The sequence below is a fragment of the Pantoea sp. CTOTU49201 genome (genome assembly GCF_032054795.1).
Taxonomy (GTDB): domain Bacteria; phylum Pseudomonadota; class Gammaproteobacteria; order Enterobacterales; family Enterobacteriaceae; genus Pantoea; species Pantoea symbiotica.
Genome location: NZ_DAMBSA010000064.1, coordinates 1 through 15,972, shown reverse-complemented (window position 1 = coordinate 15,972; position 15,972 = coordinate 1). Strand labels below are relative to the sequence as shown.

12 protein-coding genes are annotated in these 15,972 nt (G+C 53.2%); 5 read left to right on the top strand and 7 right to left on the bottom strand.

Annotated features, from left to right (window positions below):
* Positions 1 to 5 precede the first annotated feature (5 nt).
* The gene (locus RTY00_RS07005) at positions 6 to 194 is read left to right on the top strand and encodes a YjfB family protein (RefSeq protein ID WP_110867097.1); all 189 of its coding nucleotides are present in this window, start codon (positions 6 to 8) and stop codon (positions 192 to 194) included.
* A 97-nt stretch (positions 195 to 291) separates the two neighbouring features.
* Here RTY00_RS07005 and RTY00_RS07000 read toward each other — a convergent pair whose 3' ends face one another.
* Positions 292 to 1,299 (bottom strand): NAD(P)-dependent alcohol dehydrogenase, encoded by a 1,008-nt coding sequence (locus RTY00_RS07000; protein WP_312663921.1) that lies wholly within the window; start codon positions 1,297 to 1,299, stop codon positions 292 to 294.
* A 94-nt stretch (positions 1,300 to 1,393) separates the two neighbouring features.
* Between RTY00_RS07000 and RTY00_RS06995 the strand changes: the two genes are divergently transcribed.
* A complete protein-coding gene (locus RTY00_RS06995; RefSeq protein WP_312663920.1) occupies positions 1,394 to 2,296 on the top strand; it encodes a LysR family transcriptional regulator in 903 nt (300 codons plus the stop codon).
* 27 nt (positions 2,297 to 2,323) lie between these two features.
* On the opposite strand, the gene RTY00_RS06990 is transcribed toward RTY00_RS06995, so the two are convergent.
* The 3 genes from RTY00_RS06990 to RTY00_RS06980 form a co-directional block, all read right to left on the bottom strand.
* Positions 2,324 to 2,971, bottom strand: a complete 648-nt coding sequence (locus tag RTY00_RS06990; RefSeq protein ID WP_312663918.1) for a dTMP kinase — start codon at positions 2,969 to 2,971, stop codon at positions 2,324 to 2,326.
* A gap of 191 nt (positions 2,972 to 3,162) precedes the next feature.
* Positions 3,163 to 3,375: an RNA chaperone/antiterminator CspA gene (cspA, locus tag RTY00_RS06985; protein ID WP_007885867.1), complete on the bottom strand. Its 213-nt coding sequence runs from the start codon at positions 3,373 to 3,375 to the stop codon at positions 3,163 to 3,165.
* Positions 3,376 to 3,636: 261 nt separating this feature from the next.
* On the bottom strand, positions 3,637 to 5,538 hold the full coding sequence (locus tag RTY00_RS06980; protein ID WP_312663917.1) for an acyltransferase family protein: 1,902 nt from the start codon (positions 5,536 to 5,538) through the stop codon (positions 3,637 to 3,639).
* Positions 5,539 to 6,258: 720 nt separating this feature from the next.
* Here RTY00_RS06980 and pagP point away from each other — a divergent pair.
* On the top strand, positions 6,259 to 6,816 hold the full coding sequence (gene pagP / locus RTY00_RS06975) for a lipid IV(A) palmitoyltransferase PagP (RefSeq protein ID WP_409455791.1): 558 nt from the start codon (positions 6,259 to 6,261) through the stop codon (positions 6,814 to 6,816).
* Positions 6,806 to 8,323 carry an alpha/beta hydrolase gene (locus RTY00_RS06970; RefSeq protein ID WP_312663916.1) on the top strand — a complete coding sequence of 506 codons (1,518 nt, stop codon included), beginning with the start codon at positions 6,806 to 6,808 and terminating at the stop codon, positions 8,321 to 8,323. Before pagP ends, RTY00_RS06970 begins: the two co-directional genes overlap by 11 nt.
* Here the strand turns inward: RTY00_RS06970 and RTY00_RS06965 are convergent.
* The 3 genes from RTY00_RS06965 to RTY00_RS06955 are packed head-to-tail and all read right to left on the bottom strand — an operon-like array spanning position 8,310 to position 13,419.
* Positions 8,310 to 9,275 carry an acyltransferase family protein gene (locus RTY00_RS06965; protein ID WP_312663915.1) on the bottom strand — a complete coding sequence of 322 codons (966 nt, stop codon included), beginning with the start codon at positions 9,273 to 9,275 and terminating at the stop codon, positions 8,310 to 8,312. The two genes, RTY00_RS06970 and RTY00_RS06965, sit on opposite strands and share 14 nt — an antisense overlap.
* A complete protein-coding gene (locus RTY00_RS06960; protein WP_312663914.1) occupies positions 9,272 to 12,334 on the bottom strand; it encodes an efflux RND transporter permease subunit in 3,063 nt (1,020 codons plus the stop codon). The genes RTY00_RS06965 and RTY00_RS06960 overlap by 4 nt, the downstream gene beginning before the upstream one ends.
* A complete protein-coding gene (locus RTY00_RS06955) occupies positions 12,334 to 13,419 on the bottom strand; it encodes an efflux RND transporter periplasmic adaptor subunit (RefSeq protein ID WP_312663913.1) in 1,086 nt (361 codons plus the stop codon). The genes RTY00_RS06960 and RTY00_RS06955 overlap by 1 nt, the downstream gene beginning before the upstream one ends.
* 760 nt (positions 13,420 to 14,179) lie before the next feature.
* Between RTY00_RS06955 and RTY00_RS06950 the strand changes: the two genes are divergently transcribed.
* On the top strand, positions 14,180 to 15,972 hold a 1,793-nt coding region (locus RTY00_RS06950), incomplete at its 3' end, for an HAD-IC family P-type ATPase (RefSeq protein WP_312663912.1).

The window sequence follows — 15,972 nt, the reverse complement described above, 5'->3', positions numbered from 1 at the left end:
GCAAGATGGATGTATCACAAATTACATCACTGGCTACCGGCCTTGATAACATGGAACTGGCGAATAAAATCAGCACGCTAGTGCTAAAGAAGACGTTGGATAATCAGCAATCGATGGCATCTGGCATTCTGGATTCGATACCTCAGTTGCCGGCAAATCCGGCAATTGGGCGCAACATTAATACCACTGCCTGAAGTCAGCATTACCGATTATATGGCGGGATTTTCGTAGGGTGCGCATTTATGCGCACCTGAAATATCACATACGTGAGCGGCTACAGGTCCACAAGACTCAAGCATGCAAATCAATCACCACTTTCCCGACATGCCCGGCGGATTGCAGGTAATGATAGGCCTCCTGAGTGTCAGCAAAGGCAAAAACACGGTCAATTTCTGGTTGGATCTCGCTGGTTTCAATCGCCCGGACTGCCGCGCGCAGATCGGACGTCGAGCCGGTATTATTACCGACGATATTCAACATCTTCTGCATAATCGGCAGCACCGGCACGTTAAGCTCTTCACCGCCAATAAAGCCAATCACAAATATGGTTCCGTTGTAGGCGGCGGCATTAATTGATTTGGCAAAGGTCGAGGCGCCCACCGACTCCAGCACAAGATCTGCGCCATTATTATTCGTCAACTTGAGCACCTGTCGATCCCAATCGGGCTCTTCGCGATAGTTAATTCCTTCATCCGCGCCCAGAACTTTCACCCTGGCCAGTTTCTCGTTGGATGAGGACAGAATAATCACCCGTGCGCCCGCCGCTTTGGCGTATTGCAGCGCAAACAGACTTACACCTCCGGTGCCGAGCAGCAAAACCGTGCTGCCGGGCCGGATTTTAGCGCGCACGATGGCGTTCCAGGCCGTAGTGGCAGCGATAGGTAAAGTTGCGGCTTGCTGCCAGGTAAGAAAATCAGGGATACGCACTAGCGACTCGGCAGGGACAACGGCATATTCCGCCAGCCCACCATTGGTCGTTACACCGCGCAATGCGTGATGATGATCGGGGCCTAACGCACCAGCATGCCAACGGTACATCATGCCCGGCACCACGCGATCGCCGATTTGCCAACTGCTCACGCCCGCACCCAATTCGACAATCTCTCCAGCGCTGTCTGCACCTGGAATAATTGGCTGTGCGATTGCGCCGAACTTACCTGTAGCCAGTGCCAAATCAAGGTAGTTTAGGCTGACGGCATGTTGCCGAATCACCACCTCACCATAGTTAGGTTGTGGGCGCGGCAATTCGCAGATATTTAGGCTGTCGATAGAAGGGGCAGTTAACTGAATAGCTTTCATAACGTTCTCCTGTTTACTAAGTGCAGTCAGTGTGCGGTAAAACAGGCACTATAATTGGTGCCAAAACCAAATGACCGTTGCGCAGGGTGCAATAATGCAAGATGACGATTTTCGCCAACGCGAAGCCTTTTTAGCGGTAGTGCGTGCGGGCAGTTTTAGCGCGGGTGCCCGTGCGTTGGGACGCGATGTCTCGGTAATTTCCCGTCGTATCGCTGCGTTAGAGAAACGGTTAGGGATTCGCCTGATTGAACGCACTACGCGTCGCATTCGACCGACGGAAGAGGGCCTGCGCTATCGACAAAAAATTGAACTGGCAGACGAACTGCTGCGTGAAGCGGAGGAGGAAGCCCGCGCTTTGGCAGCACGTCCGGCGGGGACCATTCGCTTGACGGTGCCCGCATCTTTTGGGCGGCGCTGGGTCGCCCAGGCACTGCCGGGCTTTTTAAAGGCTTATCCCGATATTCGCATTGTGTTGCACTGCAGCGATCGTTACGTCGATTTATTGGGTGACAATTTCGATATGGCGATCCGCATTGGTGTCCTCACGGATAACCGGCTTATTGCGCGCAAGCTGGCGGATACCAGCCGCATATTGTGCGTTGCGCCGTCATATCTGGATCACCATCCAACGCTCACGCATCCACAGGACCTGCGTAAGCACGATTGTCTGGGATTTACCCCAATGCACAGTTGGCCAGAGTGGCGACTGGAAAAAGAGGGCCAGCAGATAGCGATTCCGGTGCAAACGCGTTATGAAAGTGATGAGATGGATGCGTTGATACTGGCCGCTCAATCTGGCATGGGCGTAGCGCTGGCAGCCAACTGGCTGGTGCAAAAGGAACTGGCAGAAGGCACGTTAATGCCGGTGCTAGCGGATTGGCAGGCGATAGGGGAAGACGGCGTCTGGTTGATGAAACCTTCGAGCCAATTGCAGTCCGCGAAGATCAGCGCGTTAACGGAGTGGCTGGTGGAGTGGTTTGCTGTTCCACGCTGGTAGTTCGTTCCCACCAAGAGATTGCGGTAATTACTGGCGGGATCCAGCAGAACTGATGCCTAAAGGGCATCCGAGCACTCTGTAAATCTCATTAATAACCTGCTTCGTTGCCTGTTCGATTGTTCCTTCATTACGGCATAAAACCCAGCCGTGTTCTGCAACGGCTCGCTCGAATGCCTGAGTACAAGCAACATGTTCTTCCAGCTGATGAATCACCGTACTACTTAACCCACGCGTTCTGGCCGCGGCCCTTGCCCATGAAATCTCAGGCGCAGTAACAACCCCGACATGCAGGTCCGGCGCTTGCACGTTTCGTTCAATGTTTAGCCGTAAAATCTCTGCAAAGGGAACCATCTGGCGAAACGCGGCTTCCGACGTGTACCATCGATCCATCAAAATTATGCTGTCCGGTGGCTGTTTAGTCAGCACATGCTGGGAAATCCATGCACGGCTATCAGCAAAGCGCTGACAAACTTCCAACTCTAAATCCAGCGAGGGATTTCTGGCAAGCCGGTTCACAAGGGCCATTGTTTCTTTTCTGTAGGGATCGCTGTTTTTCTCGCTAAGTCGGATCACTTTGATGTTATTGGCCCTGAGTTCTTTCGTAATGGCTTCCAAAAGTGTGGTTTTACCGACTCCTTTGGGACCATCAAGAGAAACAAACAACGGACGACTCATAATTGAAATGACGGTTCATATACCGTACGTGTAAAAATCAAATCTGGTATGAGCATGTTATTTCCTTCTTATTTAAATTTCAGGCAACAAAAAACCCGCACTAAGCGGGTTTATTTTATTATCAGCGGTTCTTATCTGCTCAGACTATTGTCTTCATCGCTATTGTAAGCGTCGCGGATAATGAGCGCGGCTTACAGCGGAGTGACGTTGCCCGCTGCTGGGCCTTTGGCGCCATTTTCAATGGTGAAGGAAACTTGCTGACCTTCATCAAGAGTTTTGTAGTTGTCGCTCTGGATAGCAGAGAAATGGACGAATACATCCTTGCTGCCATCGTTTGGAGTGATAAAGCCAAAACCTTTATCAGAGTTAAACCATTTTACTAAACCAGTCATTTTGTTAGACATAGATAATTCCTTATTTGATGAGCCACTCAATTGCGGCGAATTTGGCCTGAAGTGAAAGATTTACTTATTGGGCACTTAGGAGGAGGCTCTCGAAGAAGGATATCTGTGGATAACACTTGAACTGAGGACTGCTTTACTAAAACTGCTTTCATAAGGTCTGTGTTCCAAACCGGTGATGCATTAAGACATAGCGATAATAATTTAGCAACGAATAAGTTTAATTATTTTAACCGTTTAAAGACCTGGATGGCTGAACGGCTGCTAAATTCTGTCGATCATTTTCCACATGCCACCAAACACGCCATTCAGATTTTTATTCCCCACTTCGGAAAGATGATTATCGTCGCGATACAGCGGCACATCATCTTTGGCACCGTAACAGAAGTTGTTGTCGCAGAATCCCTGGGTCGCATCGAGTAGGGCGACATTCGGCGATTGAGCCGCGATGTTGTTGAGCATCGCCAGCGTCTCCTGATTGTGAGATTGATAGTCTGCGCGAGTCTGCTGAACGGCCAGCGCTTTGCCGCGCATTGCATCGCGCGACATGCGATAGATCACGTCGTAACCGAACTCAGGAACCGGCGTCATGATGAATACGCGACGATGCGTGGCGAGCTGTTTCACCGCCGCACCGAAATGCTGCTGATAGGCGGCAATGGAGCTGCCGTCATTGATAAATGAGTATTTAGGCGTATTGCTGCCGCTGCCATAATCGCCGTGCAGATAGAAGGATAAGCGGTTAATAATCAGCACCGACGCATGGGGATATTTCCGTTCGATATCCGCAATCGCATTCTTCACAAAGCCGCCGCAATCAGGGCTGGCACTGCGATGAATATCCGGTACAGATGGGCATCCGGACTGCGCGATAAACACCACTGAATCCTCCGCTCTGGCGCTGCCGACAATCGAAGAGAGCATCGCGGCGGCGTGGCTATCACCCAATACCACCAGATTAACCTGGCTGGCATTGCCGAAGACGCATTGCGGAGACGTGGTGCCACTGAACACAAAGCAGTTTTCGCCACGCACAAATCGCTCCAGTGAATACTGTTTGATGCTGGCGACCACTTGCGGCGCGCGCGAGGGAAATCCTGCTTTTGCCACGATCAGCACGCCCATCAGCAGCACCAACGCGGTTTGTCCCAGCGTCACGTAGGTTTTGCCACTCAGCCAGCCGTGTTTGTTCTCTACCAGCACATATGAAGCACAACCGGCGGCGAGTGACAGCAGAATCAGCATCGCCTGGCTAACCAGCGTAATCGGCCAATCGGCCAGATGCCAAAATACCCACAGCGGCCAGTGCCATAGATAGATCGAATACGAGGTTTTACCGATGTGCTGCACAATCCGGTTGTTGAACCAGATGCTGTTTTGCACGTTGGCATGGATGATCATTGCGGTCAGTAACACTGGAATCAGCGTCATGATGCCGGGCCAGGCGGTGCTTTCATCAAACCACAGCGCACAGACAATCAGCCCAATAATGCCTAGCAGCGGAACCGCGCGTTGGCCGCTAAGCGCGGATTTAGGAGCAAGATAGACCAATCCGCCTGCCAGCATCTCCCACGCACGAGTTGGCAACAGATAATAAGTCGCGGTGAGATGGAAATTGGTTGCCACCATTGCCAGCACCAGCCCAAATGAAAGCAGCGCGGCGATTCCCATCGCCCAGGCAAACTGCTGGCGTAGAAAACGTGCCGTGAACATCAGCGCCAGCGGTAACAGCAAATAGAACTGCCACTCAACGCTTAATGACCAGGTATGCAGCAACCATTTATATACTGAGCCGGTTTCAAAATAACCGCCCTGTTTGAAATAGACCACATTGGAAATAAAACTCAAACTGGAGACGGCATGCTCCGCCATTTTCTTATATTCATCCGGCGGCATCAGGAAATAGCCGACCAGCATTAATATCAGGCACAGCACCATTAACGGCGGGATAATGCGGCGGCAGCGCGCAGCATAAAATCCCAATAAGGAGAAGTTCTGCTTATTGAGACGCGTCAGAATAATTCCCGTCATTAAATATCCGGAGATGACAAAGAACACATCCACACCGAGGAACCCCCCGCTGACGCTGGAGAATCCGAAGTGATAAAGGATAACCAGCATCACAGCATAGGCGCGCAGCCCGTTAATATCGGTGCGGAAATTCATGAGGCGTTATCCACGCAGAGGAATATAAGAAACAATGTAAGGATTGCGAAAATATGAATCAACAGATGTGAACTCCACCACTTCCTGCGGGTTTAACAAGCTTGGAACTGCTTGCCGGGTCATTAATCTTATTTTTTCAATAAGCAGAATAACTATTTCAGCAGCTTATCAACACACTCCTTTTTAAACAGCTTATTTTTGAAATCAGAAACCACACTTAATATTCAGAATAGGCCGCACGCTTCTGTTTCTAAAGACGCAGTAAAAAAAGATCAGCAGTTGCCAAAGGTAATGCCGCTCAGTTAAGCATTAATTTGCATATGTATGCAGGTGCGCATGAATGCGCACCCTACGAAAAATGCGCCAGTCCTTTGTAGGGTCGCCATTTATGGTGACCGAAAGAAGTTTAACTGACGAGAATTCGGCGATTAAGTGTGTACCGTTCTGAAAAAAATAAAAACGCCATACCGGGCTTCTTAGTCTCATCCGACATGTTTAAAAAAATGCATTTTATCGACATATGCGCTTAACGTGTCGATGGCATAAACATATCGAGCCCATATGTTTAAAAAAGTGCGATGCAGCATTAGCCCTTTCAGGTCATTTCCTATAGCAATAACAAGCAACTATAATCTAACCGGTTAAGTGGCTTGATCTGCCTTTAGAGCACATCAGCTTTTCCACTCCTTTTCGTGGCGGTGAATTTCAGAGGCATACATGATGCGAACTCTTCAGGCGGCCTGGTTGCTCTCTCTGGCCCTATTTGTCTGTCCCGCTTCGGCGGCCAACTCGCTCAGCGATGGCTGGGAGTGGCTCAAGCAGGACGTTTCACAAACCTGGCAGGAACCGCAGTATTACGATCTCTATCTGCCTTTCATCAGCTGGCATGCCCGCTTCGCCTACGATAAAGAGAAAACCGATAACTACAATGAAACGCCGTGGGGCGGCGGGTTTGGCGTCTCTCGCATCAACGAAGACGGCAACTGGAGCGCGCTCTATGCCATGGCGTTTAAAGATTCCCATAACAAATGGCAACCTATTGTCGGATACGGCTGGGAGAAAGGCTGGTATCTGGATCAAGCGCAAGATTTTCGTCTTGGACTTGGGTTAACAGCCGGGATTACCGCGCGCGATGACTTCGCCAATTACGTGCCGCTACCGATTGTTTTGCCGCTGTTCTCCGCCGGTTATAAACGTTTTAACGTGCAGTTCACCTACATTCCTGGCACTTACAACAACGGTAACGTGCTGTTCGCCTGGGTACGCTATGCCTTCTGATTCCGCCAACGCATTGCATAAAGACCGCATCAGCAAAGTCCTTAAGCGCATCGCTTTAGGTTTGCTGGTTTTACTGGTGATGTTCCTGGTGATCCGCGGTTATCAATCCGAGCAGGGCCCGCCACTGCATCGCTGGCATACGTGGTCGGCGGATGAAATGTCGGTAGATGAGATCGATCGCGCCAGCTTCGCGGATTATTTGACGCGCGAAGCGGCCATTTTCCACGACATGAAAATCAACGTGACCGATCAACTCAGTGACGATGAAAAAACGGCACTCAATCGCTTCAACGCGCAAAGCCCTGTGTATCCGGCGCGATTTAATACCGACTGGAACCGCTCTTATATCCTTGAACCAGAGGGCGAAGTGAAAGGCGCGGTGGTGCTGCTGCATGGTTTAACCGATTCGCCGTACAGCATGCGCTATCTGGCGCAGGCTTATCAGCAGAAGGGTTTTGTGGCGGTGGTGCCACGACTGCCGGGACACGGCACGGCGCCCGGTTCGCTCACTAAAGTTGACTGGCAAATGTGGATGGCGGCAACTCGGTTAGCGGTGCGGGAAGCAACGCGCCTGGCGGGAACCAAAGTGCCTTTGCATCTGGTTGGTTACTCGAACGGTGGCGCGCTGGCGGTGAAATACAGCCTTGATACGCTGCAGAATAACGCGCTGCGTAAGCCGCAACAGTTGGTATTGCTGTCGCCGATGATTGGCGTCACCGCTTATGCGCGCTTTGCCGGATTAGCCGGCTGGCCCGCAATCATTCCCGGCTTCGCCAAAGCGGCATGGCTCAGCATCATCCCGGAATACAATCCCTTTAAGTACAACTCGTTTCCGGTGCGCGCGGCGCGTCAATCGTGGCTGCTGACTCAGGCGATGCAGGATCAGCTGCTGCATGTGATTCGCGGCGGCACCATGCCGGCGTTTCCGCCAGTGCTGACTTTCCAGTCGGTGCTGGATTCCACCGTCAGCACCCGCGCGGTGGTCAATGCGTTCTATCGCTATCTGCCGGATAACGGCAGTGAACTGGTGATGTTCGATGTAAACCAAGCCGCGAACTTACGCGCGCTGTTCAGGCCCGCGCTCTATTCGGCGGTCAATGATTTGTTGCCGCCTGCGCCGCGCCGCTATGCCTCAACGGTGATCACCAACGCGTCACCAACCACCTATCAAACCGTGGCGCGCACGACTCCGGCGGATCAGACGCAAGAGATGGTGCGTTCGATGCATGAAGCCTGGCCGCAGGATACCTATTCGTTATCGCACATTGCCGTGCCGTTCCCGCTCAGCGACTCGCTGTATGGCCGCGAGCCTACGGAAAAAAATCGTTATGGCATCAGCTTCGGTACCATCTCGCTGCGCGGTGAAACCGCCAGCCTGATCGTTGGGCTGGATACGCTGATGCGTAATACATCCAACCCGTTTTTTGATTACATGATGCTGAAAATAAAGGGGCGCATTGATTGCAGCAGCCAGCCCAATCTGCCGGCGTGCTTTAAAGCGTTATGACTTTTTTCAGCCAGCCGCTGGCGAGGATCAGCTTGGAGAGCAGCACCGAAGCGGCGAAGGTCACGGCAATCAGCGTCAGTTTGGTCGCCAGCGAGGTGATCGGAATCAGCGCGGTGAGCAGATGAAAAACCGAGTAGTGCAGGATATAAACGCCGGTCATGGTTTTGCTGATGGTCGCCAGAATTGTCTCTTTGACCACCGCATTGCGACGAAAACGCACCTGGCTGGCGGCGATCACCAGCACCACCACCAGCAGATAGATCTGCGAACCGGTAAGAATAAAGGCGTTACGATCGGCTTTGAATAACGCAAAGAAGAAGTGCTGCTCATAAAACCAGGTAAACAGATAGATAAAGGGCAGGGCGATCACCGCGCCGCGTGCCACCTTTTTACGCTCCATCCAGTCATTAATCAGCGGATCGCACAGCAGCTGGCCGGTCAAATAAAACAGCAACCAGGTCCAGAGCCGATACTGCGGCTCAAGCCGGAACAACGGATCCTCCGGATGCAGCACCGCCAGCAAATCGTAGCCATACGAAAAGGCTAACAGCGCAAACACCAGCCCAATGAACGCGCGCCGATGCTGGCTCAGCCACAGCATCAGCGGATGAAAACTGTAGATGATAATGAATGAGAAGACGAACCACGGCTGAATCAGGTAGCCGCGCTGATAAGGCTCCCACAGGTAATAAACCGTCATCCAGAACAGAAACACGATCACCAGATTGCGAATCTTGCCCATCTGCCAGTTAACATCCTGCTCGGAACGGGCATCCATAATCCCGGCGACGACAAAAAACAGCGGCGTGGCGATGGTGGAGATAAAGGTCAGAAACGCCAGAATCCAGTGATAATCGTAATCGTAGCGATCCCAGGTGTTATACACGGTAAAAAACGTCACCGCCGTCATACATCCCAGCGTTTTAATCACGTTGAGGCCGGTCACATTCATGATGCAGTCGCCACCTGTTGACGATGGAAGCAGGCATAAATCACCGGCAGCACTAGCAGCGTCAGCACCGTGGCAAAGCCCAGACCAAACATGATCACCACCGCCATGCTCTGGAAGAACACATCACGCAATAGCGGCGCCAGCCCGAGCACGGTGGTAAAGGCGGTGAGCAGAATAGGTCGCAGACGCGAAGTGGCGGCGTAGATGATCGCTTCAGCCTGCGGCTTCAACAGCTTCTGCTGTTCGATCTCTTCGACCAGCACGATGCCGTTACGAATCAGCATGCCACTCAGACTCAGCAGGCCGATTAACGCCATAAAGCCGAACGGAATCCCGGTGATCAAAAAGCCCGGCGTCACGCCAATCAGCGCCAGCGGCACTGTCAGCCAGATGGCGACGGCATTTTTCAGCGAGCTAAACATCAGCACGGTGATCACGAACATCACTAAATAGCCCAGCGGCAGCGAGGTAAACACGCCTTGCTGCGCTTCACTGGAGCTCTCCGCATCGCCGCCCCACTCAATGCTGTAGCCGTGCGGCAGCGGAATTTGCTCAATCTGCGGCTTCACGCGCGCCACAATATCCCCCGAAGTATCATTACTGAGCGGATTCGGGTCGGTTTGCACGGTGAGCACCCGGCTGCGATCGCGGCGCAGAATCAGCGGATCTTCCCATTGCAGCGTAAAGCCGCTCACCACGTTGCTGAGCGGGATGTACTGCTGCTGGCTCTGGCTCCACACCAGCACGTTATTAAGATGATTGGCGTCCTGGCGTTCACTGGCTGGTGGCCGCACGATCACCGGCAGCAGGTCAGCGCCTTCACGGTACAGCCCGACGCGGCTGCCAGTGAAATTCATCTCTAGCGCGTTATCCACGTCCTGTTTATCGACGCCCAGCTCGCGGCCCAACGCCAGATTGAACTGCGGACGAATAACTTTGCTGCGGTTTTGCCAGTCATTGCGCACGGTGTCAGTGGCAGGATCGGCGGTGAGGATGTCGCCAACCTGGCTGGCGATCAGGCGCATTCTGTCGGGATCGGGACCTTTAATGCGCACCTCAATCGCGCTGCCGCCCGAAGGACCAAACATCACCCGTTTGGTACTGGCGTTGACCTGCGGATACTGGCGCGCAATGTAGGCATCAATACGGTGTGACAGCGCGGCGATATTGCGCTGATCGTCCATGCGCACCATGATTTGCGCATAGTTGCTGTACTGGCGCTGCCCGTTGTAGGTGAGGATAAAGCGCATGCTGCCCTGGCCGATGGTGGTGACGGTGGACACCACACCTTGCTGCCCGGTGATCGATTTTTCAATGTCGCTGGCCATCTGTTCGGTGGCGTTGATGTCGGTGCCGTATGGCAGCCAGAGATCGACGAAGAAGATTGGCGTATTGGCCGAAGGGAAAAAGTTTTGCCGTACCGATCCGAAGCCCCAAATCGCCAGCGCCAGCAGCACCGCCATCAGCGCAAGCGTGACAGTTTTTTGCCTGAGCAACACCTTCAGCATGCGCTGATAGAGGCGATAAAAACCGCCGCCGTAAGGTGAAACCTCTGCTGCTGCTTTGGTCGGTGCTTGCGCTTTAAACAGCCACCATTTGATCAGCACCGGCGTAATGGTCAGCGCCGAGAACCAGCTCAGCAGCAGGGAAATCAGCAATACCTGGAACAGCGATTTGCAGTATTCGCCGGTGGAATCCTGCGAAAGACCAATCGGCGCAAACGCCAGAATGGCGATAATGGTCGCGCCCAGCAGCGGGAAGGCGGTACGGCTAATCACAAAGTTGATGGTGGTCATCAGCGGTGAATTTTGCTGACGCGCGATCAGCACGCCTTCGACAATCACAATCGCATTATCCACCAGCATGCTAAGTGCAATAATCAGCGCGCCCAGCGAGATACGCTGCAACTCAATGCCGCACAGATACATGATCAGCAGCGTGCCCAGCACATTTAACGCCAGCGACAGCGCGATGATAATGCCGCTGCGCACGCCCATAAAAATCAGCAACACGCCAACCACAATCGCCAGCGCCATCAGGAAGTTAGCAATAAAGCCGTTAACCGAGTGCGCCACTTCCGCTGCCTGATCGTAGAACACGTTGATCTGGATGCCTGCCGGTTTTTCTGCCGACATCTGCTGCAGTTTGGCCTCCAGCGCGCGCCCGACATCAATCACATTCACGCCGGGAATAAACGAAATGCCCATGGTGACCGCCGGACGTCCGCTAGCGTGGTAAATGCTGGCGGGCGATTCACTCAACCCGCGCGACAGCGTGGCGATGTCGCGCAAGCGAGTGGTGGCGTGATCGCCCGGAGTGCTGACCAGCAGGTCACCTAACTCTTCGATATTCTGAAACTCGCCGGTCGGATGCAGACGGATCGATTCCGTGCCGGCTTTGATGTCGCCTGCATTAGAAACCACGTTGAGGCGGCTCAGCACGCTGGCGAGTTGCGGCAGCGAAATGCCGCGCGCGGCCATCATCGTCAGGGAAACATCGATATTGATTTGCTGTGGGATCACGCCGCCCAGTGCCACTTTACCGACGCCCGGTACCAGCACTAATTCACGACGCAGCTGTTCTGCGTATTGCACCAGTTCCGGATTGCTGAAGTTGTCGCCCGAAATGGCGAAGAAGAAACCAAACACATCGCCAAAATCATCGTTAACGAACGGCGCGGCCACGCCGGGCGGAAAGAAACGCGCCGCATCGCCGACTCTGCGCCGCAGTTCATCCCAGATTTGTGGCAACTGGTTTGAGTGGTAACGCGAGTCAATGTTCACTGTAATCTGCGACAGACCATTGGAGGAGATGGAGCTGACATTGTCCAGGTAGGGCAGCTGCTGCAGCGCATTTTCCAGTGGCAAGGTAACTTCCTCTTCCACCTGCTGGGCAGACGCGCCGGGATAATGGGTGACAACCACCGCCGTTTTAATGGTAAACGCCGGATCTTCCAGACGACCAATATTGAGCAGCGCAAAAATGCCGCCCACGCCCAGTAACAGAATCGCCAGCCAGACGCGGACCGGATTATCGATAAACTGCCGGGAGATATCCATTACAGCCCCCGCTCACGCGTCCAGATGCGTACCGGTTGTTGAGCATGCAGCTCATTGACGCCAGCGGCGACCACGCGCTCACCGGCATGCAGCCCGGCGGTAATCACCACGCCGCGATCGGTCACTTCACCGACGCTGACTTTGCGATCCTCTAACGTCAGCTGCTCGCCGCTGCCTTGCACCACCCAAACATGCGGTTCATTGCGCTGGCTGTTATCGGGATTGAACACCGCTTCCACTGGGACCACCAGCGATTCGCGGTTCACGTTGGCGGGCAGATTGGCGAGGTTAATTGTCACCGTGCCACTGACGCCGCCCACCGCCGGGAAATCGTCCGGACGCGGCATGGTTAAAATGATCTGCCAGGTCAGCGAGTTGGTGTTACTGCTGTTGGTGTGCTCTTTGTAATCGGCCTGGAATTCGCGGTCCGGCAGCGAGTTGATGCGCACCACCGGGCGGTAGCTCAGGTTGCGCATATCCAGCGCGGTAAACAGGTTTTCCGGCACGCTGAACACCACGTCGAGCAGATCGTTGCGGGTCAACGTGGCGATGGTCTGTCCGGCGGCGACCACCTGATGATTGCGAACGTTGACGACGGCGGCCACGCCAGTGAACGGCGCAGTCAGCGTCATTTGGCTGAGCTCTTCACGGGCAATCTGTAGCGCAGCATTCGCCGCATCGCGGTTGGCACGCTGTACGTCCATTTCTGCTTTTGAAATCGCCTGACGACCGGATAGCGTTTGGAAGCGGTCAAATTGCCGTTGGGCGAGTGTGGCGGCGGTTTGGCGTTCATTGACGCGCTGCTGTGCTTCACGCGCCGTTAACCTGGCGATGAGCTGGCCCTGCTCAATGCGATTGCCCTGGCGAATATCCAGCGATTCAATTTGCCCTGCACGTTTAAACGACAAATCGGTGGAGTCGCCGGACTCAATGCGTGCTGGGAAGATGCGTTGTTGAGATTCGCCGGAAGCCATAACCTCAACGACTTTAACCATGCGCGGCGGTGGCGTGACTTCCTGTGTTTTTTGATCGCAACCAGTTGTTATAAATATAACAATGGCAACCAGCGTAATATAACGAGTCACTGTTTTATCCTCAGCAACAACGAATCCATTGTTGGCATTATTTGAGTGGATAATTTAATTACCAAGCATAGAAACAACCGCGTAAGTGAATAGCCCTACGGCGGAGCAGGTAACAATTGCAATGACAACATAAAGACTCAGACGGAGCAGGCTATAACCATACATCGTTGCCTCCATTAACCATGACCACAGAAAAACTGCGCCATCGCCCTAAAAGGTGAGAAGTATTAACGGGATGTTTTTGTTATCGATGAGCATAGACGCAGATGTCAAAAAAAGTAAAGGCAGATAGCTTGTAATATTTTTGACGAAATAAACAACATTTAACTTCATGAAATATCAAATATCAGGAATTAAAATCCCTATTGGCAGGATAAAATACTTACGCAAAGCAACCTCATTAATTGCTTAAAAACGCCCAGCCTTATGAATTATCACACTATATTTTTATTATTCTCCGTGATCGGATTAGTCTGATGAGATAATTGCGTTCCGCCTCGCGACTTTTATTGCAAAATGAATGTGTTGAATATCCCTGTGCTACGTTTATAGCGTTCATTTTTCAAAATACTTTCAAATTCGTATAGATAATACGGCTGCTCCACTGCCGCTGAGCAGCGATTAATTACATATATTTCAATCTGAAACGGACCACTTATCCAGCTGAGTAAGTCAGGTCTGATCTTTTCGTTCAATGGCGACTTGTTAATCACGGGATATCACCGCCTTGATTTCCGAAACAGGATTTGAGGAGAAAGCGATGAATACTGCTAAACCGGAAAGTACCTATTACCAACTTTCTGTCGATGAAACGCTGGCCAGTACGCAAAGTTCCAGCGAGGGAATCAGTAGTGCAGAAGCGGCGGCGCGCTTAACACAGTACGGGGAAAATGCCCTGCCACAGAAACCCGGCAAGCCGGTTTGGCTGCGTTTTCTCGCCCACTTCAACGATGTTCTCATCTATGTTCTGCTCGCCGCCGCGCTGCTGACTGCCGTAATGGGACACTGGGTCGATACGCTGGTGATCCTTGGTGTCGCGGTAGTGAATGCCCTGATTGGACACATTCAGGAGAGCAACGCGGAAAAATCCCTGCAAAGTATTCGCAATATGCTCTCCAGCGAAACGGTGGTGATCCGCGCCGGCAATCACGAAACGCTGCCTACCACCGCGCTGGTGCCGGGTGATGTGGTGGTGATCCGCGCCGGTGACCGCATTCCGGCGGATCTGCGCGTGATTGAGGCGCATAACCTGCGCGTTGAAGAAGCGATTCTGACCGGCGAATCAACCGTTGTCGAAAAGGGCACGGACGCGCTGACCGGCGAGCTGCCGCTCGGCGACCGCACCAATCTGCTGTTCTCAGGCACCACCGTGAGTTCGGGCGGCGGTAAAGGGCTGGTGATCGCCACCGGCGGCGCCACGGAACTTGGCCACATCAACCAGATGATGTCCGACATCGAAAAGCACCGCACGCCGCTGTTGGTGCAGATGGATAAACTCGGCAAAGCCATTTTCCTGATCATCCTGGCGATGATGGCCGCACTGTTTGTCTTCAGCTTATTGTTCCGCGATATGCCGGTTTCCGAGCTGATGCTGTCACTGATCAGCCTCGCCGTGGCATCGGTTCCTGAAGGGTTACCGGCGATTATCTCGATCATTCTGTCGCTTGGCGTGCAAACCATGGCGAAGCAGCAGGCGATCATCCGCAAGCTGCCGACCGTGGAAACGCTGGGTGCGATGACGGTGATCTGCTCGGATAAAACCGGCACGCTGACCATGAATGAAATGACGGTGAAAGCGATTATCACCGCCGATCAAATTTACCGCGTTGATGGCGTCAGCTATGAACCGGTCGGCGCCATCCATAAAGCCGATGACGCGGTTCCGGTGAAAGTGGCGCAAGGCTCGATACTGGAGCGCTATCTGCGCACCATCGATCTGTGTAACGACAGCCAGCTGATCAAAGATGAAAGCGGCCTGTGGAAAATCACCGGCGGCCCGACCGAAGGCGCGCTCAAGGTGCTGGCCGCCAAAGGACATCTGCCTTCAGTTACCACCGAACTGCGCAATAAAATCCCCTTTGATTCGCAATACAAATACATGTCAACGCACTATCTGATCGGCGATGAAGAGTGCGTGTTACTCACCGGCGCGCCGGACGTGCTGTTCAGACATTGCCAGCAGCAGCAAACCGAAGCCGGGCTGCAACCGATCGATCTGGCGTGGTGGGAAGCCAAAATTGAAGAGTATGCGCGCGAGGGATTACGCATGGTGGCGGCGGCGTGGAAACCTGCCACGCCAGGACAAACCGAACTGACGCATCAGGATCTGCAGCAGGGCATGATTCTGCTTGGCATCGCCGGGATGATGGATCCGCCACGGCCCGAAGCCATCACCGCGATTGGCGACTGCCTGCAAGCCGGGATTCGCGTCAAAATGATCACCGGCGACCATCCGCAAACCGCGATGAGTATTGGGCAGATGCTGGGGATCGGTAACGCCAGTACCGCCATTACCGGACGCGAATTGGAAGTAATGGACGATCACCAACTCGG